This window comes from Rhizobium hidalgonense, assembly GCF_002914525.1.
Taxonomy (GTDB): domain Bacteria; phylum Pseudomonadota; class Alphaproteobacteria; order Rhizobiales; family Rhizobiaceae; genus Rhizobium; species Rhizobium hidalgonense.
In genome coordinates, this window is record NZ_LODW01000059.1 from 1 (window position 1) to 22,361 (window position 22,361).

Genomic DNA, 22,361 nt, shown 5'->3' on the forward strand with positions numbered 1-22,361 from the left:
AACGACATTATTCTCTGGGAACACTCTTGGGTGAGGCAATACGAATCTCACCGTGATTGTCGCCGCGCAGCAAGGGCGCCTTTCAGCTCTACGCCGTCCCGAACGACCACCGTCTGGCGACGAGCCTCGGCCCAGGCCTTCGCACCCTGCCACCCTAGCTCAGCCATCATCTCTCCTAGGGCGTCACCGAGATTGGTCCGCCATTCGGGGAACCGCGGCGGGGCGCGGAACCCGCCCATGTGCTCGGCCGACATGCCCACGATAAGAATGCGCGTGCGCTCCTCAGGAACACCGTAGTCTTCCGCTTCAAGTCGAACGATGAACCATATAGCCGGTCTTCTTCAGTCGCTTGAGGAAGTTTCCGAGGTGATCAGCGTGCCTCGCATGCAGCAACCCCACGACGTTCTCGAATACGAAGCTTCGCGGCCTGATCTCGTCGACTGCTCGCGCTCCTTCCAACAGCAGGTCGCGCGGGTCATCCTTGCCTCGACCCATGCCCTCGATCGAGTAGGGCTGGCATGGCAGACCTCGTGCGCGTTCTGGAGGACTGGTGCCCGCAGTTCGCGGGCTACCACCTCTACTACCCGAGCAGGCGGCAACCTTCGGCGGCGTTCTCGGTCCTGGTGGACGCGCTGCGCTACCGAGGATGAAGGTTGGGAAATGGACGAAACAACTATTAGCCGATCCTGCAGGGCGATGCCACAGTCCACGTCAGACCGGCTACGGATGCCGATGCCGAGATCCTGGGCCCATTCGGTGCGCAGCTCATGGCGCTTCATCACCACTTGGACAGTTTGCGCTCCATATCAGCGCGCGACAGTGCGTGTCTTTACGTCCTTATCTTCATGCATTGATCGTGTAGACGCTACACGCTGGCCGGAAAACGCTTGCAGATCACGCTCGCGGTCGCCACCATGAAAGGAAGTAATCCTGAAAAAATGAGCGGAAGCTTACACTTAGTTCGCTTCCTTGGACGTTTACGTCCGACCGTGGTAGCTATTTCATTTTACGCAATTGGGGGTGCATTTATGGCTATGGGGCAGTCTTCACATGCAGAAGACCTTCGGCAGGAACGTAGATCTGAAGCTTTGGGATCTCATGAAGGAAGACCGTAAGCGCCATCTTGAGGGGGCCGAAGATTACCGTTATCGGCACTGAGGCAAGTCAAGACTTCCCATGACCAGGTCGACTGGATCGGTGTCCGCCTATTACCTCCGGCGGCCCCCGCACTCGCGTTCAAACTTAACGCGGAGAAACCGCAAGACCTTATCTATAGGCGCAAACCTTCGCGGGCTTACCACCACAGGACGTTCTTGCCTGACCTGCAGCGTCGAAGGCGAGTGGTGCATCCGATGAGACTCGAGCACTCGACCTCAGCCTTCGGGCGGCATCCCATCCCGCATTCGCAGTGACCGCGATCGGCGCTCCGTGTCTGTGGATCGGACTATTTCCACTGCGAGCGATGCCCACGGGGGACATCGATTCCAGATACTTTGGGGCCTTTTCGGGGGTGCAAAAGGACATTGTGGAGGAGCGGGACCACCACCTCCCAGGCGTTGTAGTACGCAATCACCTCTTTACAGCTAACATGTCAGCCTGCTACATCTAATCTCCAGCAATCGGGAGGGATTTATTTGACCCAGAAATTTGGGCTGTCAGTCGCTCTCGCCACGCCGTTCGACGGTAACGGCGATATCGCGATCGATGTTATGATCGCGCAGGCGAGGCGATGCCTTGCGGCCGGGTGCTCGAGCGTCACGCTGTTCGGGACGACGGGGGAAGGCTCCTCGATCGGAAGCCGGGAACGTGACCGCGTCTTCGCGGCCTTTCTCAATGCCGGGATCGCGGCGAAGAACATCATCGTCGGCGTGCTGGTCGACGCCGCCGAGGATGCGGCGATGCAGGCCGATCATGCGCTTTCCAACGGCGCTCGCAATATCCTTCTTGCCCCGCCATCCTATTTCAAGAACGTTAGTGACGATGGCGTCTTCCAGTGGTTTTCGGCGGTATTCGCCATGCTAGGCGACAAGGCGCGCGACATCATCGTCTACAACCTTCCTTCGCTCACCATGGTTCCGCTGACCGTGTCGCTGATCGGACGGTTGCGGACCGCCTTCCCCGATATCGTGGCCGGCGTCAAGGATTCGTCCGGCGACTGGCCGTATACCGAAAGCCTGCTCAAGGCGCATGGCGATCTCATCATCCTGGTGGGTGATGAACGACATCTCGCCAAAGGCGTGCGGCTCGGCGGCCAGGGGGCGATCTCTGGGATGGCGAATTTCGTACCCCGCGACGTCAAGCTGATGGCCGAAGAAGGCAAGGACGACCCCCGCATCGAGGGTTTCGTGGCCGAACTTCTGAAATATCCTGTTGTCCCCGCCGTGAAGGCGATGGTGGCGCACGTGATGTCGGAGGAAATCTGGCTTGCGGTTCGTCCGCCGCTTGCTTCACTATCCGGCGAAGGACAGTCGCGGCTTGCTCTGGCTTTCGATAAGCTTTTTCAGTCGCAAGCGGCATAGGTCAGGCATGTTTCGGGAAGAGGCGATGGACGGAACGGACGAGCAGCCGACGCTGCGGGAAAAGGCGTATGCGAGCTTCACGCGCCATCTTCTTGCGCGTGACGTGCGTCCCGGCCAGTTCGTTTCCCAGCGCCGCCTCGTGGAACTGACGGGACTGACGCTCGGCGCTATCCGTGAACTCATCCCCAGGCTTGAAGCCGAAGGGCTGATCAAGACCGTGCCGCAGCGGGGGTTGCAGATCGCTCACATTGATCTCAATCTCATCCGCGAGGCATTCCAGCTACGCGTGTTCCTGGAGAAGGAGGCCGTGGCGCTCTTCACCCGGTCCGCGTCGGACGAGACGATCGCAAGGCTTTTGAAGCAGCATCGCGATATCGCCGACGCCATTCGCAGCGGCGACGGCTCGCATGAGCTGGAACTGCGCGCGCAGGCCGTCGATTGGGGCATGCACGACGCCTTTATCGATGCGCTTGGCAACACTATCATCTCGAACGCCTACCGCGTGAACTCGATCAAGATGCGCCTGATCAGCCAGGACCGGTTTCGCATCGACGGTCACGTCGGGCCTGTCATGGGCGAGCACCTGAAGGTGCTCGAGGCGATCGAACGACGATCGGCGGAGGACGCCGTCAACAGCCTTGTCGCACACATCAACGGTGCAAGGGATCGTGCGCTGAGGATATAATCGGGAATAATCAGCCGGAGATGAGGAGATCGACGGCAAAAGGAGGAGGAATCACATGCCATCATTTTCGAACCCGACGCGCAGAGGCTTTCTGGCGGGCACGGCCGCGCTTGGGGCCAGTAGCATGCTCGGCATGCGCTCGGCATTTGCTGCCGTCGACTGGAAGCGCTTCGCCGGCACCACGCTCGAAGTCAACCTGGTCAAGAGCCCGCGCAGCGAAATCCTTCTGAAGTACCTGCCCGAATTCGAGGAGCTCACCGGCATCAAGGTCAATGCCGAAGCGACACCGGAGCAGCAGCAGCGCCAGAAGACGACGATCGAACTCAGCTCCGGCAAACCGAGTTTCGACGTCGTGCATATGAGCTATCACGTCCAGAAGCGGCAGTTCGAAAAGGGCGGCTGGCTTGCCGATATCGGTGGGTTCCTCAAGGATCCCTCGCTGACCGATCCATCCCTGACCGAGGGTGATTTCGCCGAAGCCGGCCTCGCCTTTGCCAAGGACGCCGAAGGTGTTCTGCGTTCTCTTCCCTTCTCGGTCGACTACTGGATCATCTACTGGAATAAGGCGCTGTTCGAGAAGAAGGGGCTTTCCTACCCGACGACGTTCGAAGAGCTGGCAAGTGCGGCCGAAGCCCTCACCGATCCCTCGACCAACACCTACGGCTTCGTTGCCCGCGGCCTGAAGAACGCCAATACGCCGGTCTGGACGTCGCTGCTGCTTGGTTACGGCTCGAGCCCGCTCGGCCCTGACGGCAAGCTGCGCACGACATCGCCGGAAGCGATCGATGCGGCCAAGCTTTACCAGAAGCTGATGACCAAAACCGCGCCTCCCGGGGTCTCCGGCTTCAACTGGGCCGAGGCCCAGTCGGCCTTCCTGCAGGGCAAGATCGGCATGTGGCTGGATGGCGTCGGCTTTGCGCCGCCGATCGAGAATCCGGAAAAATCGCGCGTCGTCGGCCAGGTCGGTTACGGCATCATGCCGAAAGGCCCGAAGGCACAGGCCGCCGGCACCTTTGGCGACGGGCTTGGGGTCGTCGCGGCCAGCCGGAACAAGGAAGCAGCTTATCTCTTCTGCCAATGGGCGATTTCGCATGACATGGGCGCCCGCCTGCTGCAGGCCGGCGCCGGAGTTCCTTTCCGCCAGTCCGTGCTGGAGGATGCGAAGGTTCGCGAAGGCGTCAAGATGCCGGGCGCTTGGCTGGATGCCGTCGTCGGTTCCGGCAAGATCTCGCAGCTCGCGCTGCCGGTCATCATTCCGGTCACCGAGTTCCGTGACATCTATGGCGTCGGCCTCACCAACATGATCGGCGGCGCCGATCCTGAGGCAGAGCTCAAGGCCGCGACGGCACAGTTCGAACCCGTCCTGGCGAAAAGCGAGGGATAATGGCCTCGGCAAGCATCGAAACGGCCGCAGCCGCCAAGGCCGCCTCGAGGGCAAGGAGCAACGCGGGTCGCGTTGCTCCCAATTACTGGCCCTTCGTTATCCCGGCGCTGATCGTCATTGCGGCGGTCATCGTTTTTCCATGGGTCTTTACCCTTTGGATGAGCGTCAACAGCTGGACGCTCGGCCAGTCCCAGGTCTTCGCGGGGCTGGACAACTATGCCCGGCTGGCCGTCGACATGCGCTTCTGGGAGTCGCTGTGGCATACGGTGCTTTATACGACGCTCTCCGTGGTGGCGCCCCTTTTTCTGGGGACGCTCGCCGCGCTGATTTTTGATACGCAATTTCCGCTGCGCGGCCTTCTGCGCGGCATTTTCGTGATGCCGATGATGGCGACACCGGTCGCCATCGCCCTTGTCTGGACCATGATGTTCCATCCGCAGCTCGGCGTGCTCAATTATCTTCTTTCCTTCATCGGCATCGGCCCCCAGGAGTGGATCTACAATCAGAGCAGCGTCATCCCCTCGCTGGTGTTGGTCGAAACCTGGCAATGGACGCCGCTGATCATGCTGATTGTGCTAGGCGGCCTGGCGGCGGTTCCGCGCGAGCCCTATGAAAGTGCCGAGATCGACGGCGCCAATGTCTGGCAGAAATTCCGCTATCTGACGCTGCCGATGATCGCGCCGTTCCTGATGATCGCGGTGATCATCCGCAGCATCGATGCGGTGAAGAGCTTCGACATTATCTATGCCATGACCCAGGGCGGCCCGGGCACGGCCTCGGAAACGATCAATATCTATCTCTACAACACCGCTTTCGCCTATTACGATATCGGCTATGGCTCGGCCATGGCGGTGGTCTTCTTCGTCCTCATCGTCCTGCTCTCCTTCGTCCTTCTGATGCTCCGGCAGCGCGCCAACTGGACCGACGGGGAGGCACGCTGATGAACCGCAAGACACTCGATCGCATCGGACTGTTGTTTGTTGCGCTGGTGATGATCTCGCCGGTCGTCCTGTTCTTCCTCTGGATGATCTCGCTGTCGTTGAAATACGAGATCGACAATGGCGCCTATCCGCCGATCTTCATTCCGGAGCGTTTCGCCTGGACGAACTATCTGAAGGTCTTTGAGGAGAACAACTTCTTCCTCTATCTCTGGAATTCGGTGCTGGTGACGGGTGCCGCGACGCTTCTGGCACTGCTGATCGGCGTACCCGCCGGATACGGCATCGCGCGGCTGAAGGCGGAGAAGTCCGCAATGGTCATCATGATCGCGCGCATGACGCCCGGCCTTTCCTTCCTGATCCCGCTCTTCCTGCTGTTCCAATGGCTGAACTTGCTCGGCACGCTGATGCCGCAGATCATCATCCATCTCGTTGTCACAGTGCCGATCGTCGTCTGGATCATGATCGGTTATTTCGAGACGACGCCGATGGAGCTGGAAGAGGCTGCAAGCATCGACGGCGCCACACCCTGGCAGACATTCCGCCTGGTCGCCTTGCCGATCGCCAGGCCCGGGATTGTCGTCGCCTTCATCCTGTCGGTGATCTTCTCGTGGAACAACTTCGTCTTCGGCATCGTGCTTGCCAGCCGCGAAACGCGCACGCTTCCGGTCGCCGTCTACAACATGCTATCTTTTGAACAGGTCAGTTGGGGACCGCTTGCCGCGGCCGCCTTGATCGTCACCTTACCTGTGCTGATATTGACGGTGTTTGCGCAACGGCAGATCGTGGCGGGGCTGACGGCCGGCGCCGTCAAGTGAGCCGATGAGACGACAGCCGTGACGACTTCTTCTGCCTTAGACCCGCCTTCCGGTTCGGCGCGCAGCGTTTTATGTGTCGGCGCTGCCGTCCTGGACACGCTGTTTCGCGTGCGCTCGTTGCCGACTGGCCAGGGCAAAATTCTGCCTTACCATATGCTGCAGGTCGCCGAGGGCATGGCGTCGAGTGCGGCCTTTGCGGTCGCCCGGCTGGGTGGTAATGCCAGCCTCTGGGGTGCGGTCGGTGATGATGAAACCGGCGATCGCATCATCGCCGACCTCGGCAATAGCGGTATCGATACCAGCGGCATGGTCCGTGTGGCAGGCGCCCGCTCGGCCGTCTCGACGATCCTTGTCGATGATCAGGGCGAGCGCCTGATCGTGCCCTTCTACGATGCGGCCCTGCACGAGGTGGTCAAGCCGGTCGCAAAGCAGGACGTATCCGCTTTCGATGCGGTGCTGGTCGACGTTCGTTGGCCAAAGCTTGCATTGCGGACGCTGTCGGCGGCCCGAGAGGCGGGCAAGCCGGCCATTCTCGATGGCGACGTTGCAGGCGAGGGCGTCATCGAAATGCTGGCACCGGCTGCCAGCCACATCGTGTTCTCGCAGCCGGCCGCCGAGCGCCTTACCGGAACTACCGAACTCGTCGGGACCGTCCGCCTTCTGAAGCGAAAGTTCGCGCATGCCTTCATCAGCGTCACGGCAGGCGAAAACGGGTGCTTCTGGTTCGATGACCGAACCGGCGAAATCGTCCATCTCGCCGCTCCCAAGGTGAGGACGGTCGATACGCTCGCAGCAGGTGATATCTTCCATGGCGCTTTCGCGCTGGCTATCGCCGAAAGCTTGCCGATCCTAGAGACGATGCGCTTGTCGTCCATGGCGGCGGCGCTCAAATGCCAGGTGTTCGGCGGTCGTACAGGCGCGCCCACCAGAGCGGAGGTCTGCGATGCCCTGCGGCAATGGAATGGTTGATGTCCCCGACAGCAGGCAGATCGCAGGAGCGACGCATATGAGGCTTCAAAGCCGAGTTTACGAAAGTGCGCCATCAATTGCCAGCCACAAAGCAGGAATCAGCTAAAGGCCGGCAGCCTTCAATCGCCCGAATGGATAGCCTTGCGATCACGCTTTTTGCGCCGGCAACAAGTGCGCTCAGCCACATCGCTGATCAACATTTGAAATCAATTTCTGGCAGGCGCAGCCTCACGTAGAAATGAGGGGGTCGTCGCTCCTACAGAGATTGATCTGTCGTTGTGCAACAATCAAATGTTCATTTGAACATTTGATTGTTGCAAAGTGAAGATCGCCTGTTAGCATCGGCTCACGTTCGTAGCGGGAGGTTGCGGACCGACAACAAGTGGGAGTGAACATGAACAAGATCGCTTTTTTCCTGTCGGCAGGATTGACCAGCCTGTTCTTATCCGTTCCGGCAATGGCCGCCACGAAGATCCAGTGGTGGCACGCGATGGGCGGCGAGAACGGCGCGAAGCTTGAACAGATCGCCAAGGGGTTCAACGCATCTCAGTCCGATTACGAGATCGTGCCGGTCTACAAGGGCACCTATGACGAGACGCTGACGGGTGCGATCGCCGCGTTTCGCGCCAACCAGCAACCGGCAATCGTACAGGTTTATGAAGTCGGCACCGGCACCATGATGGCAGCCCAGGGTGCGGTCTATCCCGTTTACCAGCTGATGAAAGACGAAGGCGAGGCCTGGGACCAGAGCAAATTCATTGCCCCTGTCGTCGGTTATTACTCAGACACCAGCGGCAACGTCTTGTCTTTGCCGTTCAATTCCTCGACGCCGATCATGTATTACAACAAGGACGTCTTCAAGAAGGCCGGGCTTGATCCGGAAACACCGCCGAAAACATGGGCGGAGGTCGAATCCTTCTCGCGGACGATCATGAAATCAGGTGCTGCCAAATGCGGCTTCACCAGCGCCTGGATCTCCTGGATCCAGACCGAAAATCTCAATGCCCTGCACGACAAACCCTACTCCACCAAGGCCAACGGCTTTGGCGGCCTGGACGCCGAATTCACCTTCAACAACGATCTGACGATCCGTCACTGGGACAACTTGAAGAAGTGGCAGGACGAAGGCCTCTTCAAATTCGGTGGACCTGTCGGCGGCGACAACGCGCCCCCGATGTTCTATTCGCAGGAATGCGCGATGTATATGAACTCGTCGGCCGGCCGGGCTGGCGTGATCAACAACGCGAAAGGCTTCAAGGTCGGTTTTGCACCGCTTCCCTTCTATGATGACGTCATCAAGCAGCCGCTCAATTCGATTATCGGCGGTGCCACGCTCTGGACGCTGAAGGGCCGTCCGGAAGAGGAATACAAGGGCGTGGCGAAGTTCTTCACATACCTGCAGAAACCCGAAGTTCAGGCCGATTGGCATCAGTTCTCCGGCTACCTGCCGATCACCGAAGCTGCTTACAAGCTCGGCCAGGATCAGGGCTACTACGAGAAGAACCCCGGCTCCGATATCGGCATCAAGCAACTGACGCGGGTGACGCCCACCGACAATTCCAAGGGCATCCGCTTCGGCAACTACGTCCAGGTGCGTGGCATCATCGACGATGAGTTTGCCGCATTGCTGGGCGGAAAGAAGACGGCGAAGGAAGCAGTCGATGCGGTGGTTTCACGCGGCAACGAACAGCTTCGCGATTTCGAGTCCGCCAACTAATGGGCATCACGACGGGGGCTGATGAAAAAGACCGGCCCCCGTTTTTAATCCGTCAGTGTGAGGACTCATGCAAACCAAACGGACCGTATTTCCCAACAAGCTTTTACCTTACCTGCTCATTGCCCCGCAGATATTCGTGACCGTGGTATTCTTCCTCTGGCCCGCCGCAACTGCATTCTGGCAATCCTTCCTGCGCCAGGACGCCTTCGGCTTCAAAACGAATTTCGTCTGGTTCGAAAACTACCGTCGGCTTTTTGCCGATCCGATCTATATCAATGCCTTCGGCCACACCCTCATTTTCGCCATTCTGGTAACGGTGCTGTCAACGGCGATCGCGCTGCTCCTGGCTGCCGCGGCAATGCGGGTGCTCCGCACCTCTCGAATTTATTCGACTCTGCTGATTTGGCCCTATGCGGTCGCCCCGGCGATTGCCGGTATTCTCTGGTGGTTCATGTTCAATCCGTCGATCGGCATCGTCGCCTATATGCTGCGCGCGATGGGCGTCAGTTGGAACCATCTGATCAATCCCGACGATGCGATGATCCTCATCGTGATTGCCGCGACCTGGAAACAGATATCCTATAACTTCCTGTTTTTCCTGGCTGCGCTGCAATCCGTGCCGCGCTCGCTTCAGGAAGCCGGGGCCATCGATGGGGCCGGTCCTGTGAAGCGTTTCTGGACGATCGTCTTCCCGCTGATCTCGCCGACGACCTTCTACCTGATCGTCATCAATATCGTCTACGCGATGTTCGATACTTTCGGCATCGTTCATGCGACCACCCAGGGCGGGCCGGCGCGCGCAACCGAGATCCTGGTCTACAAGGTCTACTTCGACGGCTTCATCGGACTGAATCTGGGCTCGTCGGCGGCCCAGTCCGTCATTCTGATGGTGATCGTCGTCGCCCTTACGGCGGTGCAGTTCCGCTTCATCGAACGCCGCGTGCAATATTGAGGGAGCTTAAGGATGGTTGAAAATCGCCCTTTCCTAAATTTCCTGGCCCACCTTGTTCTCATCCTCGGCGTCACGATCGTCGTGTTTCCCGTCTACGTGGCTTTCATCGCATCGAGCCACGGTCCCAATGACTTCCTGTCAGGCGTCGTGCCGCTGACCCCGGGCAGCCACATCATCGAGAACTATTCGACGATGCTCTCTTCCGGGATGACAAGCTCGGGAGCGCCGCCGATCGGGCCGATGATGATCAACTCGCTGATTATGGCGGTCGGCGTCGCCGTCGGGAAGATCGCCATATCGATCCTTTCGGCCTTTGCCATCGTCTATTTCCGGTTTCCGTTTCGGACCTTGGCATTCTGGATGATCTTCATCACGCTGATGCTGCCGGTCGAGGTTCGCATCGTGCCGACCTATAAGGTGGTCGCCGACCTCGGAATGCTGAATAATTACGGCGGCCTCATCATTCCGCTGATCGCCTCGGCAACGGCGACCTTCCTGTTTCGTCAGTTCTTTCTGACAGTGCCTGACGAACTGATGGAAGCCGCCCGTGTCGACGGGGCGGGGCCGATGAAGTTCTTCCGTGATATTCTGCTGCCTCTGTCGATCACCAACATCGCAGCGCTCTTCATCATCCTCTTCGTGCTCGGCTGGAACCAGTATCTCTGGCCGCTCATCATAACCACCGACCAGAGTTTCTACACCGTCGTGATGGGAATTCAGCGCATGGCAGCGGTCGCCGATGCCGAGCCGCGCTGGAACCTTGTGATGGCGGCCGTCATTCTGGCTGCCCTGCCACCCGTCCTCGTCATCGTCGCCATGCAACGCCTTTTTGTCAAAGGCCTGGTCGAAACGGAGAAATGAAATGGCCACGATCAATATCATCGACGTCAAGAAGAACTATGGCGCCGTTCCGGCTGTCAAAGGCATCAACCTGTCGGTGGCGGACGGCGAACTCATCGTGCTCGTCGGCCCCTCCGGCTGTGGCAAATCAACCCTGCTTCGCATGGTCGCCGGGCTGGAAACGATCAGCGAAGGCGATGTCGAGATTGCCGGCCGCAACGTGAACAAGGCAGAACCGGCCGACCGCGACATTGCGATGGTCTTCCAGAATTATGCGCTTTATCCGCACATGACGGTGCGCGGAAATCTCGAATATGGTTTGAAAAACCGCGGCACTGAACGGGCCGAAATCAACCGCCGGGTGGCGGAAGCCGCCGAGATCCTCGAAATCGGGCCGATGTTGGATCGCAAACCGCGCGAACTCTCCGGCGGGCAGCGTCAGCGCGTGGCGATGGGACGCGCCATCGTCCGCGAGCCGGCCGCCTTTCTTTTCGACGAGCCGCTGTCCAATCTCGATGCCAAATTGCGAGTGCAGATGCGCGTCGAGATCCGCCGGCTGCAACGGCGTTTGAAGACGACCAGCATCTACGTCACCCACGACCAGCTTGAAGCAATGACCCTTGCAGATCGGTTGGTGGTGATGAACGGCGGGCTTGTCGAACAGGTCGGCACGCCCGTGGCGGTTTACGACCGGCCGGCGAGTTTGTTTGTCGCCAGCTTCATCGGCTCGCCGCCTATGAACCTTGTGCCGGTCGACGTGGTGAGGGCCGCTGATAGTGCAGGCACCCTGGTATTGCCTGCCGGCACCGACATGGTCGGCCTTCGCCCCGACGCCTTGCTCGTCATCAAGCCGGTGGAGCCTACCGTTCGCCTGAATGCGACGGTCGAGTTGCTCGAACCGATCGGCGGAGAAAGCCATCTGCATGTGCGATTGGGTAAGAGCCAGCGGACAGTTGTCCTGACCGTACCGGGTCGCCCGGACTTTGCCGAGAATGCGAATATCGACGTTTTCGCCCGCGTTGACGCGATGCACCCCTTTAACAGCGATACCGGAAAACGCACGGATTGACGCAGGATTTTCATTTGTTCATTCAGCAGAAAACGACGAAAGAGATGAGACGATGACGCCCGTAGAGCCGCGATCCGGCCCGACACGCAGTGAAGTTCAGGCCCATCGCGGCGCCTCAGCCGTGGCGCCCGAAAATACCATTGCAGCCTTCCGTGCCGCCGCCGAACAAGGCGCTGAATGGGTCGAGCTCGACGTCGCACTTCTGGGGGATGGTACTCCGGTGGTGATCCACGATGTTTCCATTGACCGCTGCTCGTCGTCAAAGGGAAATCTCGCAGACCTCACAGCGTCGGATCTCAAGGCTATCGATGCCGGCGCATGGTTTGCCCCGCAATTTATGGGCGAACCGCTGCCGACGCTAGCGAGCGTCGTTTCGGCACTCGGCGAATTGGGCCTCAACGCCAATGTCGAGATCAAGCAGCATGCCCATCACAAATCGCTCGACCAGTTGGTAAACATCGTCGACCGACATCTGAAGGCGCGGGCACCGCACACCAGGATCATGATCTCGAGCTTTGATGCGGCTGCGCTGAGAGGAATGCATGCGCTCGATCCAAGCTACGAACTCGCCATGCTGTGGAGTAGGGTGCCTGCGGATTGGCTTGATATCCTTCGGTCGATCCCGGCATCGACCATCCATCTTGACTATAAGGCTCTGAGTATCGGCTTTCTCGAAGAGGCCGTCCGTTGCGGCATCAAGGTTCGGGCGTGGACCTGCAACGATCCAAAGCGGCTCGCATCTTTCTGGGACGCGGGTTTGGCCGGCGTGATAACAGACGACCCCAGTGTCTACCTCACCTAAGGAGCGGCGATGGGGCAGCGGATCATATCGAGCCGACAACGCGAGATCCTTGGGCTGATCGAGACCGAAGGTGTTCAGTACATCGAGGACTTGGCACGGCGGTACGATTTGACGACGCAGACCATTCGGCGCGATATCAATGCTTTGTGCGATCTGGGGCATGCGCGCCGCTTCCACGGCGGCGTCGACCTGCCGGTCGAGGGCAGCAACATCTCGCTCAATGCACGCGCCCAGCTCAACCGGCGGGCCAAGCGGCTTATCGCACGGCGCGTCGCAGCCGACATTGGAGCGGAGGCGACAGTATTCCTCGGGATCGGCAGCACGGTCCAATTTGTTGCTGACGCGCTGCGCGATCACCAGGGTCTGACGGTGATCACTAACAACATCCATGTCGCCTTGAGCCTTTGCGACGCGCCGAGTGTCGAGGTCCATTTGACCGGCGGTCTTCTGCGTCACGATGACCGCGACGTGGTCGGCACCGATGTGATCCGGTTCATCGAAAAATTCTATGCAACCCACGCGGTGGTCGGCGCAGGTGCTCTGAGCCCGCTCACCGGCCTGATGGATTTCAGCTATAGCGAAGCCCAGATCACCAACGCGCTTTTAGAAAATTCACAAACGAAGTTTCTCGCGGCAGACGTCAGCAAGTGGACGCGCACCGCCTCCGTGCGGGTTGCGCCATTCAGCAAACTCACCCGGTTTTACACGGACCGGCTTCCTGGCGAAGCGTCGGCCGCCAATGCTCTCGCCGAAAGCGGCTTGGAAGTGGTGACATGCAGCGAGGAGACAACATGAGCTCCGTAGACGACATAAGCTACGTAGACCGGGCGCCATCAGCGCGGGAACTGCAGGAAGTGCGTTACCTGTTCACCGACATCGACGATACGCTGACGACAGAGGGAAAGCTCCTGCCGCAAACCTACGAGGCGCTGTGGGATCTCAGCCGGGCCGGCATTGCCGTCGTGCCGGTCACGGGCGGTTCAGCCGGCTGGTGCGAACATATCGTCCGCGCCTGGCCGGTGGCCGCCGTCATCGGCGAAAGCGGCGCATATTGCGTGACCCGCCGGGATGGCGATGTCGTCTTCGCCTATTGGGAGGACGCCGCGCTGCAAGGTGAGCGGCAACGCCAGCACATTCAGGCGATCAAAGCGCTGATCGCGCAAAAGAGCAGGCCGTTCAGGATCGCCCACGATCAGGTCTTCCGGCTGGCGGATGTCGCAATCGACATACAGGGTCACGATCCGCATGACGTCGAGGATCTCGCCTCCAGCATCAGAGCTATCGGCGGAACGGTGGCGATCAGTTCCATCCACATCAACACCTGGATCGGCGACTACAACAAGCGGTCGATGAGCGAGCGGGTTCTAACCGGGCTGTTTGGTGTTGATCCGGCGGAGACGCCAGCCGTTACCGCCTTTGTCGGCGACTCTCGAAACGACGCGCCGATGTTCGGCTTTATCCGCAACTCCTTCGGCGTCAACAACATCATCCCGGTCCTGTCACAATTGCAGCACGCGCCGAAGTGGGTCTCGTCGCAACCCGCCGGCCTCGGCTTTGCCGATATTGCCCGGACGATCCTGCACGCGGTCGCCGAGAGGCACGCCCCAATACCTGGGAAGAATGAGCTCTAGCCTCGACGGGCTGGTAGCCAGGCCACCATCAGCTTTTGACCGAGCCGGCGGTCATACCCGCCAGGAAATAGCGTTGGGCAACCAGGTAAAGCACCAGGAGGGGAAGGGAGCCGAGCACGCTCATCGCCATCATTTCATTCCATTCGAAAGCGTGCTGGCCCATCAGCAGCTGGATACCGATCGGAACGGTTCTGAGGTCCATCGATTTTGTCAGCGTCAGGGCGAAGAGGAATTCGTTCCACGCCAGCAGAAACGTATAGACCGCGGTGGCGACGATCCCGGGGATGGAGACGGGAACGATGACGCGCCAGAGCGCTGTCCAGCTCGAGCCGCCGTCGACGAGCACGGCCTCGTCCAGCTCCTTCGGCAATGTGTTGAGGTAGCCGGTCATCAGCAGGACGGCGTAAGGCAGCGTGAAGACCATATAGGTGAGGATCAGTGCGAGATACGTATCGAAGATCCTGAAGGCGACGACCATGCCGAAATAGGGGATGAGAAGGGTGATCGGCGGAACGGTCTGCGTGCTGATGATGAAGATGTTCAAGGTGTTCTTGAAGCGGAACTGATAGCGGCTGAAGCCGTAGGCAGTCAGGATCGCGATGACGAGGGTCAGGCAGGTGACGACGCCGGCGACGAAGTAGCTGTTGATGAAGAACCGCACTTTCACCGGATCGTTGAAGATCGTCAGATAAGCGGCCACCGTGAAATCCTCCGGCAATAGCCGCGGCGGAAGAGCGAAGATTTCCGTATTCGATTTCAGCGAGCTGAAAAACATCCAGACGATCGGGAATGTCGAAAAGATGAGGCCGACCACAAGCCCGAGATAAGTCAGGATGGTCGGCAGTGCCGAGCTCTTGAAGGAACGCTTTGCCATGGCGGTCACCTGCGCTGCTGGTGTTTGATGTAGAAGTAGGTGACGCTCATCGAAATGATGAGGATGATCATTGCACTGGCCGAAGCCAGAGAGAATTCATATTGGGAGAAGGCGAGCTTGTAGGTGAAGGTGGAGAGCACTTCCGTCGAATAGATCGGACCGCCGCCGGTCGTCATCCAGACGAGCGGAAAAACCTGCATCGTCCAGATAAAGTCGAGAAGCGCGATGCTGATGATGATCGGCATCAGTTGCGGAATGGTGATGTACCAGAATTTTTCCAGCTCGTTGGCGCCGTCGATGCCGGCTGCCTCATAAAGCTCCTTCGAAATGCCTTGGAGGCCGGCAAGCAGGCTGACCATATAGAGCGGATAACCCGCCCAGATATTTGCGAAGGTCAAAGCGTGGATGGCGGTGCGTGTGGAGGAGAACCACTCGACCTTAAAATTGATGATATGAAGCGCCATCAGCACGCTGTTGACGACACCGTTCGGGTCGAGCAGTAGGCGCCAGATGATGGCGATGATGACGGCGGTGAACAGCCAGGGCAGGATGAAGAGCACACGCAGGATGCTGCGGATGAGCGGATCGACGCGGTTGGTGTTCAACAGCAGCGCGAAGGCCAAGCCGATGATGAAGTGGAAGACGACGCTCATGATCGTGAAATAAAGCGTCTGCACCACCGACTGCCAGAAGACCGGATTCTCGAAGATGGTCAGATAGTTCTGCACCCCTGCGAAGGCCGCGTCCTTTTTCATGATGGCGCCGTCCATCAATGAATATTTGAGGACCATCACCATCGGGAACAGCATCAGCAGAACCAGCAGCAAGGTCGCCGGCGACACGTAGAAATACGGCACCAGCTTCCTCAAAGTGCTGTAACGAAACCTTCTTTTCCCTCGCGCTTTGACTTGGGCAGCGACCAGAGCCGGAGCGGAATGATTCATGAGCAGTAACTTCCCATTCTGCCGAGATTGACGACTTGCACCGGCAGCGTCAGGTTATGCTGCCGGTGATCTCGTGAAAGCGACGTGCTTAAAACTTTGCGAGCCACGCCTTCTCGGTATTGGCAGCGGCATCCTTGGCTGACTGCCCACCGTCGAACATCTTCTGAACTTCCACATTCATGTCGCGCATCAGCTCTTCGGCAACTGGAAGGCCGACGAATTCGTTTGCAGGATAGCCGCTCTGGAAGATTTTGAAAGCTTCCGCAAAGATCGGGTCAGATTTGACGAAGTCCGGCTTGGCATGGACGTTGCCGGGGAAGGCGTTGGCAATCGACACCAGGCGGCCATTGACGTCAGGGCTCATCAGATATTCCACAAGCTTCCAGGCTTCCTCCTTATGCTTGCTGCCCTCGCTGATGCCGATGCCCCAGGAGGCATAGGGCATGCCGCGTTTGCCGGTATAGCCATCGGTGGCCGGCAAGGCGGAGATGCCGAACTTGAGTTTCGGATTGCGCTCGCGGATGAGGTTCACATGGGCGAGGGAATCGACCATCATGCCGACGCGGCCATTGACGAATTCCTCGACCTTGTCCTGTTCTTTCTTGGCGAAAATGCCGGGAGAAATAACGCCTGCCTTGTTGAGGGAGGCGATATAGTCGAGCGTGCCGACGACAGCGTCATTTTCGAGGTCGGGCTTGCCAGCCTTCAGCATCGAGGCGCCGGAGGCCCAGACCCAGGACATCACGTCGTTCTGAATGCCGCTCGGCGACTGCAGCGATAGCGGCAGCACCCAGCCATACTGGTTCTTCGGCGCATCGGTCATCTTCTTCGCAGCTTCGGCAAATTCCGTGCGGGTGGTCGGCAGCTTGTCGACGCCGGATGCCTTGGCGATATCGAGGTTGACGAAGACGGGATAGACGAAGGATGCCAACGGGAACATCACGCTTTTGCCGTCCACCTTGACGATATCGGTGATCTGGCTCTTGTCGTATTTCGCCTGGTCCATCAGTTCGTCCATGGAGGCGATCGCGCCCTGCTTGGCAAGCCCGTTTACCCAGGCGCCATCCAGGCCCACCACATCACTCAGCGTTCCGGAGGCGGCGCCGACGACGATCTGGTCACGCGTCGTGGCATAGGGTCCGCTGACCAGCGTCACCTTGATGCCGGGGTTGGCTGCCTCGAAATCGTTCATGATGCCGCGGAGCGCACCGGACGGCATTTCCGGTTCCCACCATTGAATGAATTCGATGGTGGTGTCGGCAAACGCCGATGTGGCGCAAAGCGCCCACACAGCGGCGGCCGCCCGCATCGTCACGCCGAATTTTCTGATTTTCATGTGTGCCTCCCAGAGATTTCAGTTAATCGATCCTCCTCAAGATCGTAGGCAAAGTAGGGTCCCTGAGGTCCCCGCCTGTCAATGAAGAACTGTCATAGGGAAAAAACGGCAAGCCGGCATTCACGGTGTTTCGTATGTTAAGTTATTGATATAACTGAACGAAGTATGTGTACGTCGCTGCTGATTTTTTGCAGCATTTGTGTTGCTTGTGACGCATTTTTTCTTTACTTTCGTAAACAAATGAAAGTTTGCCCAGCAAAACGAAATACGCGGCGCCATGGTTTCCCGACTGCAGATTTGAATTCAGGGCCTGAAACAAGCCCATTGTGCAATCACGCGGCGCAGGCTTGCCCAAGGCACAAATGAAAAATATTTCGATTTTCGAAAGACAGGCGTTGGTGGTACCGAAGATGATAGATGACGCCGGCTTGCCCGGCGAGTTCCGAAAAATCCGGAAAGCAGATCGTGCTGTACAAATTGCCCCATGCGTGATTTGGCGCGTCGATGAATTTGCTGCCGATGTGAGATCATTGCGATCCAGCGTGTCGTCGCCCCTCCGATAGGAACTGAATGGCCAAGAAGAGTTATAAATCGATGGACGACTTCGCGGCCGCCTCTGGCGTATCGCGTCCGACATTGTCGAAGTTTTTCGATGATCCCTCGCAGATCAAGGAGGTGACCCGCAAGCGGATCGAGGCGGCTCTCAAGAAGTCGAATTTCGAGCCCAACCTTTTCGCGCGGCACCTCAATCGCAAGCGGACCAGGAATATCGGGATTCTTGTCCCGACCATGTCGGATCCCTTTTATGTGCAAGTCGTTTCGCTGATCGAGCTGGAGTTGCGCGAAAAGGGGTTCTGGCCTGTCCAGATCTCTTCGCACACGCGGCCGGAATTGGAGGCGGAGGCGGTCAGGACCTTGCTCTCGCTGAAGGTCGCCGGCGCGATCGTGGCGCCGCTCGGAGCCGGTTCGCGCCGTTCCGCGTTGGAAAGATTAAAGGATGCGATTCCAGTCGTCTGTTTCGACAATCCTGCCAGCGCTGACCTTCCTTATGTCGGCAACGACAATGCGCAAAGCATGGCAGCCATCGTGCAATATCTCTGCCGGTCCGGTGAGCCACCGATATTCCTGGAAATCCCGCATATGACGGAAAATGCCGGCGAACGGCAGGCGAGTTACCGCGCGACCATGGTGAGGGAGGGACATTCGCCGCTGGTCATCGATTGCGACGCGCCACCCTCCTGGGAGTTCGAGCGCCTCGGATACGAGCAGATGCAGAGGATGCTCGCGAAAGGCAGCCTTCCCGGCAAAACGCTTCTCTGCGCAAACGACCGGTTCGCTTTCGGCGCGATGGCGGCGGCATTCGCTTCGGGACTGAAGATCGGCCGCAACGATGGCTGTGACGTGCGCATTGCCGGGCACGACGACCACCCGTTGAGCCGATATACCTGTCCGTCGCTGACGACCATGGCTCAGAATGCGTCCGAAATCGCCGCGAAATCCGTGGAGCTTTTACTGGCGCACATCGAGAGCGAGGACGACGGAACGACACCCGCGACGAACAAGGTGATCCTCGAAGCGACGCTTGTTATGCGCGACTCGGCTTGAGATCCAATCGCGGCTACGGCTTCAGCGGGTAAGCGCAGGGTCCATGCCGCGCCACGCCATTGCAATGGCTTCAATGGCCTCTTGGGCCTCCGGAATGGCTCGTCTTTTCGATACGAAGCCATGGATCTGTCCGGGCCAGGTCCGGCTTATGGCCTGCGCTTCGGAACGGAGCCGCTCGGCATAGGCGGCGCCTTCGTCGAACAACACGTCGTGTCCGGCAAGGATGACGAAGGCCGGTGCCACACCCGTCAGCGACGCCGCGCTTAGCGGCGAGGCCCGCCAGTCCACCATGCTCCCGGCTTGCGGCAGATAGTGGTCTCGAAACCATTTCATCGCCGCTGCGGTCAGGCCGAAACCTGATGCGTAGTGTGAATAGCTGTCGGCAACCTGCAACTGGTCGGTCACCGGATAGAGCAACACCTGGCCGATGATATCAGGCACCTGTCCGTCGCGTGCGAGCAGAGCGATGACGGCGGCGAGATTTCCGCCGGCGCTATCACCGGCGACGACAATTCGCAAGGGATCGACGCCGAGTGCGTCAGCCTGATCCGTCATCCAGACGAGTGTCGCTGCGCAGTCTTCGATCGCTGCCGGAAAGGGATGTTCCGGGGCGAGGCGGTAGTCGGGCGAAACCACGACGGCGCCGGCCATATTGGCGAGGCTCCGGCAAATATCCTCGTGGGTTTCCGGTGCGCCGATCACAAATCCGCCGCCATGGAGATAAAGCATGGCGGGCGCTGCCTGGCGCGGCGCGCTTCGGCCGCGCCATATCTTCAACCTGATTGCGCCGGCATACCTTTCCCGGACCTCCGCCACGTCTTCGAGCGGCCACTGGATGTCTGCGAAACTGTTTAGATACTGTCGCCTCGCCAGCGCCGGCGTGCAGCTTTCCACAGGCTCTTGCGGATCGCCCGGCCATTCAAGTGCAAGTCTTGCAGATCCATCCAGTTGCGTCATGCCAGCAAGCTCCTTGCTTCGTCTTCTTTCAATTCCCTCGGCTGCACGACAGTCCCGGGGATGGTCTGCGCGACACCGGTTTCACCGGCGCGAAGGATTGCCTCCATGACGTCGAGCACATGCAGCGCGAGCTCGCCCGAGGCACGGGGCGCACGACCTTCGATGATGGCGCGCGCGAGATCGGCAAGACCAAGCATGCGATAGTTAGCACGATCAGGCGCTGCGACCGGCCAATTGACCGCGCCGAAGAGTGCGCCTGATGTATCCGTTTCCTGCCAGGGCGCGCCCCGGCTGGAGAACGCGACGCGGCCGCCGAAATTATCCGGGTCGGGCAGGCGCAGCGAGCCTTCGGTGCCGTGCAGCTCGATCGGGTGGTTCGAGTGGCGGAACACGTCCCACGAAGTGCCGAAGGTGACCGTGGCGCCGCAGTCGAATTCCAGCAGCGAAAGCACGCTGGTCGGCGTGCCAACCTTGAATGTGGTGCCCTGCTTCGGCCCCTCGGCGGTGATCAGCCGCTCCTTCTGCCCGCTTGTAGCGACGGCCTGTACGCGGCGGATCGGCCCCATCAGATTGACCATCATCGTGAGATAATAGGGACCCATGTCCATGACCGGGCCTGCCCCGGCCTGGTAATAGAAGCATGGATCCGGATGCCAGTGCTCCATGCCGCGGCCCATCATGAAGGCTGTTCCCGTCACCGGCTTGCCGATGGCGCCGGCCTCCATCTGCCACCGGGCATGACGTCCGGCCGCCCCCAGGAACGTGTCGGGCGCCGAACCGAGCATGAGGCTCTTTTCGGCGGCCGCGTTCACCAATCGGCGTCCCTCCGCGGCCGTGACGCCGAGCGGCTTCTCGGTGAAGACATGTTTGCCCGCCGACAGCGCCCGCATCGAGACATCGAAATGTGCAGCCGGAATCGTCAGGTTGAGGACGAGGTCGATGTTCTTGTCGTCGATCAGATCATCGACGTCGGCCGCACGCAAATTGAACTCAGATGCACGGCGCTTGGCGGCGTCGGCGTTGAGATCTGCGCAGGCGGTGATTTCGACGCCGCGAAACAGCGGCGCGTTGCGCATATAGGCGAGCGAAATGCTGCCGCATCCCACAACGCCGATTCTAAGTTTCATATTATTCGCCTGTGCCATCTAAGAACCTGACCTTGCCGTTTCGTGCTCGGAGAGTTGGGGATTTTTTGCGTCGGAGGCGCGAGGAAGAAATTATGTTGACGCACGCTAACATTTTCCCCTACGAAATGACAAGACGTTGGCAGGCGTCGTAAGATCCGATGACGAACTCTCCGTTCGCGATCTCGACCGCCTCGTGAAGGGTGACTTTCTGCAAGGTGGGCGCCAATGCCCACAATGATCGGCTTCGCTCCGACTTCGATATCGGCTGTCAAAAACGAGTAGGTCAGGACCAAGATATGAACAATGCTGAGCTGAAGATCGGCTGCCAGACATTCACCTGGGAAATGCTGGGTAAGGGCTGGCGCGGCGGGCCGGATGATCTGGTGCGCGCCATCGCCGATGGCGGGTATGCCGGTCTCGAAATCACCGACACGATGATCGGTTACTACGCGCTTAGGCCCGCCGACTTCGCCCGGACTCTCGCGGTTGCCGGCCTGACGCTGGTTTCCTTTGCCTTCGGCTCGGGCAGCGGCTTCACGGTGGCGGAAAAGATTGCCTCCGATCTGGAGGCGGCGCGGCGATGGGTAGATTTCGTAGCGCACTTTCCCGGTGCGATGGTGTCGATGGGCTCGGCCACCGTCGTTTCGGACGGCCGGCGTGATGAGAAATTCGCGATTGCGGCTGAGTGCTATAATCGGGCGACCGAGATCGGACGCTCGGCCAGCGTCGCCGTTGCCGTCCACCCTTCCTCGCACCACAATACGCTGCTCTTCACCCGCAACGACTATGATCGGCTGTTTGCTCTGCTGGATCCGCGGGTAGGTTGGGTGCCGGATACCGGCCATATTCTGCGTGGCGGCCAACAGGTCGACGATACGCTTTCGACCCACCGGGACCGCATCCGCTACGTGCATCTGAAGGATGTCGACGCCGGCGGGATCTGGGTAATGCTCGGCGAAGGTGTCTGCAATGTGCCTGCTGTGATTTCGGCCGTTCGGGAGGCACCGCTGTTCGCCGGCTGGATCGTAGTAGAGGAAGAATCGGACCATGCCGGAACCGATCCTGCCGCGGCGGTTCGCAAGAACCGCGAGACGCTTCGACGACTGGGGTTTTAGCCGACTGCGTTTCCCCGGTCTGGCCGAAACCTTTCGCGAGCGCCCAAACCCCTCCAGGCTCCGTTCGAAACTGGGCAGG

22 protein-coding genes and 1 pseudogene are annotated in these 22,361 nt (G+C 59.4%); 17 read left to right on the plus strand and 6 right to left on the minus strand.

The features are described from left to right. Nucleotides 1–306 precede the first annotated feature (306 nt). On the minus strand, nucleotides 307–495 hold the full coding sequence (locus tag ATY29_RS37745) for a DNA cytosine methyltransferase (protein WP_244597417.1): 189 nt from the start codon (nucleotides 493–495) through the stop codon (nucleotides 307–309). Nucleotides 496–527: 32 nt separating this feature from the next. On the opposite strand from ATY29_RS37745, the pseudogene ATY29_RS17415 reads away from it, so the two are divergent. From ATY29_RS17415 to ATY29_RS17480, 15 genes and pseudogenes are all read left to right on the plus strand, one after another. Further along, nucleotides 528–650 (plus strand): annotated as a pseudogene (locus ATY29_RS17415) (LysR family transcriptional regulator); the annotation flags it as partial. A gap of 237 nt (nucleotides 651–887) precedes the next feature. Beyond that, a complete protein-coding gene (locus ATY29_RS36415) occupies nucleotides 888–1,115 on the plus strand; it encodes a hypothetical protein (protein ID WP_133118155.1) in 228 nt (75 codons plus the stop codon). Between the two features lie 519 nt (nucleotides 1,116–1,634). Then, the gene (locus tag ATY29_RS17420; RefSeq protein ID WP_097532836.1) at nucleotides 1,635–2,519 is read left to right on the plus strand and encodes a dihydrodipicolinate synthase family protein; all 885 of its coding nucleotides are present in this window, start codon (nucleotides 1,635–1,637) and stop codon (nucleotides 2,517–2,519) included. Between the two features lie 7 nt (nucleotides 2,520–2,526). Beyond that, complete coding sequence (locus ATY29_RS17425) at nucleotides 2,527–3,204, plus strand: GntR family transcriptional regulator (protein WP_003572574.1); 678 nt, start codon at nucleotides 2,527–2,529, stop codon at nucleotides 3,202–3,204. Between the two features lie 55 nt (nucleotides 3,205–3,259). After that, nucleotides 3,260–4,588, plus strand: coding sequence for an ABC transporter substrate-binding protein (locus ATY29_RS17430; RefSeq protein ID WP_097532837.1), 1,329 nt, complete (start codon nucleotides 3,260–3,262; stop codon nucleotides 4,586–4,588). Then, complete coding sequence (locus tag ATY29_RS17435; protein WP_097532838.1) at nucleotides 4,588–5,529, plus strand: carbohydrate ABC transporter permease; 942 nt, start codon at nucleotides 4,588–4,590, stop codon at nucleotides 5,527–5,529. Before ATY29_RS17430 ends, ATY29_RS17435 begins: the two co-directional genes overlap by 1 nt. Further along, nucleotides 5,529–6,344 (plus strand): carbohydrate ABC transporter permease, encoded by an 816-nt coding sequence (locus ATY29_RS17440; RefSeq protein WP_097532839.1) that lies wholly within the window; start codon nucleotides 5,529–5,531, stop codon nucleotides 6,342–6,344. The genes ATY29_RS17435 and ATY29_RS17440 overlap by 1 nt, the downstream gene beginning before the upstream one ends. 18 nt (nucleotides 6,345–6,362) lie before the next feature. Further along, the gene (locus tag ATY29_RS17445; protein ID WP_003572570.1) at nucleotides 6,363–7,313 is read left to right on the plus strand and encodes a sugar kinase; all 951 of its coding nucleotides are present in this window, start codon (nucleotides 6,363–6,365) and stop codon (nucleotides 7,311–7,313) included. A 394-nt stretch (nucleotides 7,314–7,707) separates the two neighbouring features. Further along, nucleotides 7,708–9,030: a sn-glycerol-3-phosphate ABC transporter substrate-binding protein UgpB gene (ugpB, locus tag ATY29_RS17450; protein ID WP_097532840.1), complete on the plus strand. Its 1,323-nt coding sequence runs from the start codon at nucleotides 7,708–7,710 to the stop codon at nucleotides 9,028–9,030. Between the two features lie 67 nt (nucleotides 9,031–9,097). After that, nucleotides 9,098–9,982: a sn-glycerol-3-phosphate ABC transporter permease UgpA gene (gene ugpA, locus ATY29_RS17455; RefSeq protein ID WP_003572567.1), complete on the plus strand. Its 885-nt coding sequence runs from the start codon at nucleotides 9,098–9,100 to the stop codon at nucleotides 9,980–9,982. Between the two features lie 12 nt (nucleotides 9,983–9,994). Then, complete coding sequence (gene ugpE / locus ATY29_RS17460) at nucleotides 9,995–10,843, plus strand: sn-glycerol-3-phosphate ABC transporter permease UgpE (protein ID WP_064844154.1); 849 nt, start codon at nucleotides 9,995–9,997, stop codon at nucleotides 10,841–10,843. A 1-nt stretch (nucleotide 10,844) separates the two neighbouring features. Next, entirely contained in the window at nucleotides 10,845–11,891 is a 1,047-nt protein-coding gene (locus ATY29_RS17465; RefSeq protein WP_097532841.1) for a sn-glycerol-3-phosphate import ATP-binding protein UgpC, read from the plus strand. A gap of 52 nt (nucleotides 11,892–11,943) precedes the next feature. Next, complete coding sequence (locus ATY29_RS17470) at nucleotides 11,944–12,693, plus strand: glycerophosphoryl diester phosphodiesterase (RefSeq protein ID WP_097532842.1); 750 nt, start codon at nucleotides 11,944–11,946, stop codon at nucleotides 12,691–12,693. 9 nt (nucleotides 12,694–12,702) lie between these two features. Further along, nucleotides 12,703–13,488, plus strand: a complete 786-nt coding sequence (locus tag ATY29_RS17475) for a DeoR/GlpR family DNA-binding transcription regulator (protein ID WP_097532843.1) — start codon at nucleotides 12,703–12,705, stop codon at nucleotides 13,486–13,488. A 14-nt stretch (nucleotides 13,489–13,502) separates the two neighbouring features. Then, entirely contained in the window at nucleotides 13,503–14,324 is an 822-nt protein-coding gene (locus tag ATY29_RS17480) for an HAD-IIB family hydrolase (protein ID WP_097533072.1), read from the plus strand. Between the two features lie 28 nt (nucleotides 14,325–14,352). Here the strand turns inward: ATY29_RS17480 and ATY29_RS17485 are convergent, their stop codons facing one another. The 3 genes from ATY29_RS17485 to ATY29_RS17495 all read right to left on the minus strand — a co-directional run bounded on the left by ATY29_RS17485 (nucleotide 14,353) and on the right by ATY29_RS17495 (nucleotide 17,478). Beyond that, nucleotides 14,353–15,198, minus strand: a complete 846-nt coding sequence (locus ATY29_RS17485; RefSeq protein WP_097532844.1) for a carbohydrate ABC transporter permease — start codon at nucleotides 15,196–15,198, stop codon at nucleotides 14,353–14,355. 5 nt (nucleotides 15,199–15,203) lie between these two features. Continuing rightward, the gene (locus ATY29_RS17490; protein ID WP_003572555.1) at nucleotides 15,204–16,142 is read right to left on the minus strand and encodes a carbohydrate ABC transporter permease; all 939 of its coding nucleotides are present in this window, start codon (nucleotides 16,140–16,142) and stop codon (nucleotides 15,204–15,206) included. An 88-nt stretch (nucleotides 16,143–16,230) separates the two neighbouring features. Next, entirely contained in the window at nucleotides 16,231–17,478 is a 1,248-nt protein-coding gene (locus tag ATY29_RS17495) for an ABC transporter substrate-binding protein (RefSeq protein WP_003572554.1), read from the minus strand. Between the two features lie 570 nt (nucleotides 17,479–18,048). Between ATY29_RS17495 and ATY29_RS17505 the strand changes: the two genes are divergently transcribed. Beyond that, a complete protein-coding gene (locus tag ATY29_RS17505) occupies nucleotides 18,049–19,083 on the plus strand; it encodes a LacI family DNA-binding transcriptional regulator (RefSeq protein WP_097532846.1) in 1,035 nt (344 codons plus the stop codon). Between the two features lie 21 nt (nucleotides 19,084–19,104). On the opposite strand, the gene ATY29_RS17510 is transcribed toward ATY29_RS17505, so the two are convergent. Then, nucleotides 19,105–20,040 carry an alpha/beta hydrolase gene (locus ATY29_RS17510; protein ID WP_097532847.1) on the minus strand — a complete coding sequence of 312 codons (936 nt, stop codon included), beginning with the start codon at nucleotides 20,038–20,040 and terminating at the stop codon, nucleotides 19,105–19,107. Continuing rightward, nucleotides 20,037–21,185 (minus strand): Gfo/Idh/MocA family protein, encoded by a 1,149-nt coding sequence (locus ATY29_RS17515; protein ID WP_097532848.1) that lies wholly within the window; start codon nucleotides 21,183–21,185, stop codon nucleotides 20,037–20,039. The genes ATY29_RS17510 and ATY29_RS17515 overlap by 4 nt, the downstream gene beginning before the upstream one ends. Before the next feature lie 278 nt (nucleotides 21,186–21,463). Between ATY29_RS17515 and ATY29_RS17520 the strand changes: the two genes are divergently transcribed. Then, nucleotides 21,464–22,282: a sugar phosphate isomerase/epimerase family protein gene (locus tag ATY29_RS17520; protein WP_097532849.1), complete on the plus strand. Its 819-nt coding sequence runs from the start codon at nucleotides 21,464–21,466 to the stop codon at nucleotides 22,280–22,282. Nucleotides 22,283–22,361 lie beyond the last annotated feature (79 nt).

What these genes read in the sequence shown, in the direction of transcription:
- ATY29_RS17430 (WP_097532837.1), top strand. Translation starts at nt 3,260, where the DNA reads ATGCCATCATTTTCGAACCCGACGCGCAGAGGCTTTCTGGCGGGCACG.
- ATY29_RS17425 (WP_003572574.1), top strand. Translation starts at nt 2,527, where the DNA reads ATGTTTCGGGAAGAGGCGATGGACGGAACGGACGAGCAGCCGACGCTG.
- ATY29_RS17475 (WP_097532843.1), top strand. Translation starts at nt 12,703, where the DNA reads ATGGGGCAGCGGATCATATCGAGCCGACAACGCGAGATCCTTGGGCTG.
- ATY29_RS17495 (WP_003572554.1), bottom strand. Translation starts at nt 17,478, where the DNA reads ATGAAAATCAGAAAATTCGGCGTGACGATGCGGGCGGCCGCCGCTGTG.
- ATY29_RS17465 (WP_097532841.1), top strand. Translation starts at nt 10,845, where the DNA reads ATGGCCACGATCAATATCATCGACGTCAAGAAGAACTATGGCGCCGTT.
- ugpB (WP_097532840.1), top strand. Translation starts at nt 7,708, where the DNA reads ATGAACAAGATCGCTTTTTTCCTGTCGGCAGGATTGACCAGCCTGTTC.
- ATY29_RS17435 (WP_097532838.1), top strand. Translation starts at nt 4,588, where the DNA reads ATGGCCTCGGCAAGCATCGAAACGGCCGCAGCCGCCAAGGCCGCCTCG.
- ATY29_RS17510 (WP_097532847.1), bottom strand. Translation starts at nt 20,040, where the DNA reads ATGACGCAACTGGATGGATCTGCAAGACTTGCACTTGAATGGCCGGGC.
- ugpA (WP_003572567.1), top strand. Translation starts at nt 9,098, where the DNA reads ATGCAAACCAAACGGACCGTATTTCCCAACAAGCTTTTACCTTACCTG.
- ATY29_RS17490 (WP_003572555.1), bottom strand. Translation starts at nt 16,142, where the DNA reads ATGAATCATTCCGCTCCGGCTCTGGTCGCTGCCCAAGTCAAAGCGCGA.
- ATY29_RS17470 (WP_097532842.1), top strand. Translation starts at nt 11,944, where the DNA reads ATGACGCCCGTAGAGCCGCGATCCGGCCCGACACGCAGTGAAGTTCAG.
- ATY29_RS17515 (WP_097532848.1), bottom strand. Translation starts at nt 21,185, where the DNA reads ATGGCACAGGCGAATAATATGAAACTTAGAATCGGCGTTGTGGGATGC.
- ATY29_RS17485 (WP_097532844.1), bottom strand. Translation starts at nt 15,198, where the DNA reads ATGGCAAAGCGTTCCTTCAAGAGCTCGGCACTGCCGACCATCCTGACT.
- ATY29_RS37745 (WP_244597417.1), bottom strand. Translation starts at nt 495, where the DNA reads ATGGGTCGAGGCAAGGATGACCCGCGCGACCTGCTGTTGGAAGGAGCG.
- ugpE (WP_064844154.1), top strand. Translation starts at nt 9,995, where the DNA reads ATGGTTGAAAATCGCCCTTTCCTAAATTTCCTGGCCCACCTTGTTCTC.
- ATY29_RS17440 (WP_097532839.1), top strand. Translation starts at nt 5,529, where the DNA reads ATGAACCGCAAGACACTCGATCGCATCGGACTGTTGTTTGTTGCGCTG.
- ATY29_RS17520 (WP_097532849.1), top strand. Translation starts at nt 21,464, where the DNA reads ATGAACAATGCTGAGCTGAAGATCGGCTGCCAGACATTCACCTGGGAA.
- ATY29_RS17505 (WP_097532846.1), top strand. Translation starts at nt 18,049, where the DNA reads ATGGCCAAGAAGAGTTATAAATCGATGGACGACTTCGCGGCCGCCTCT.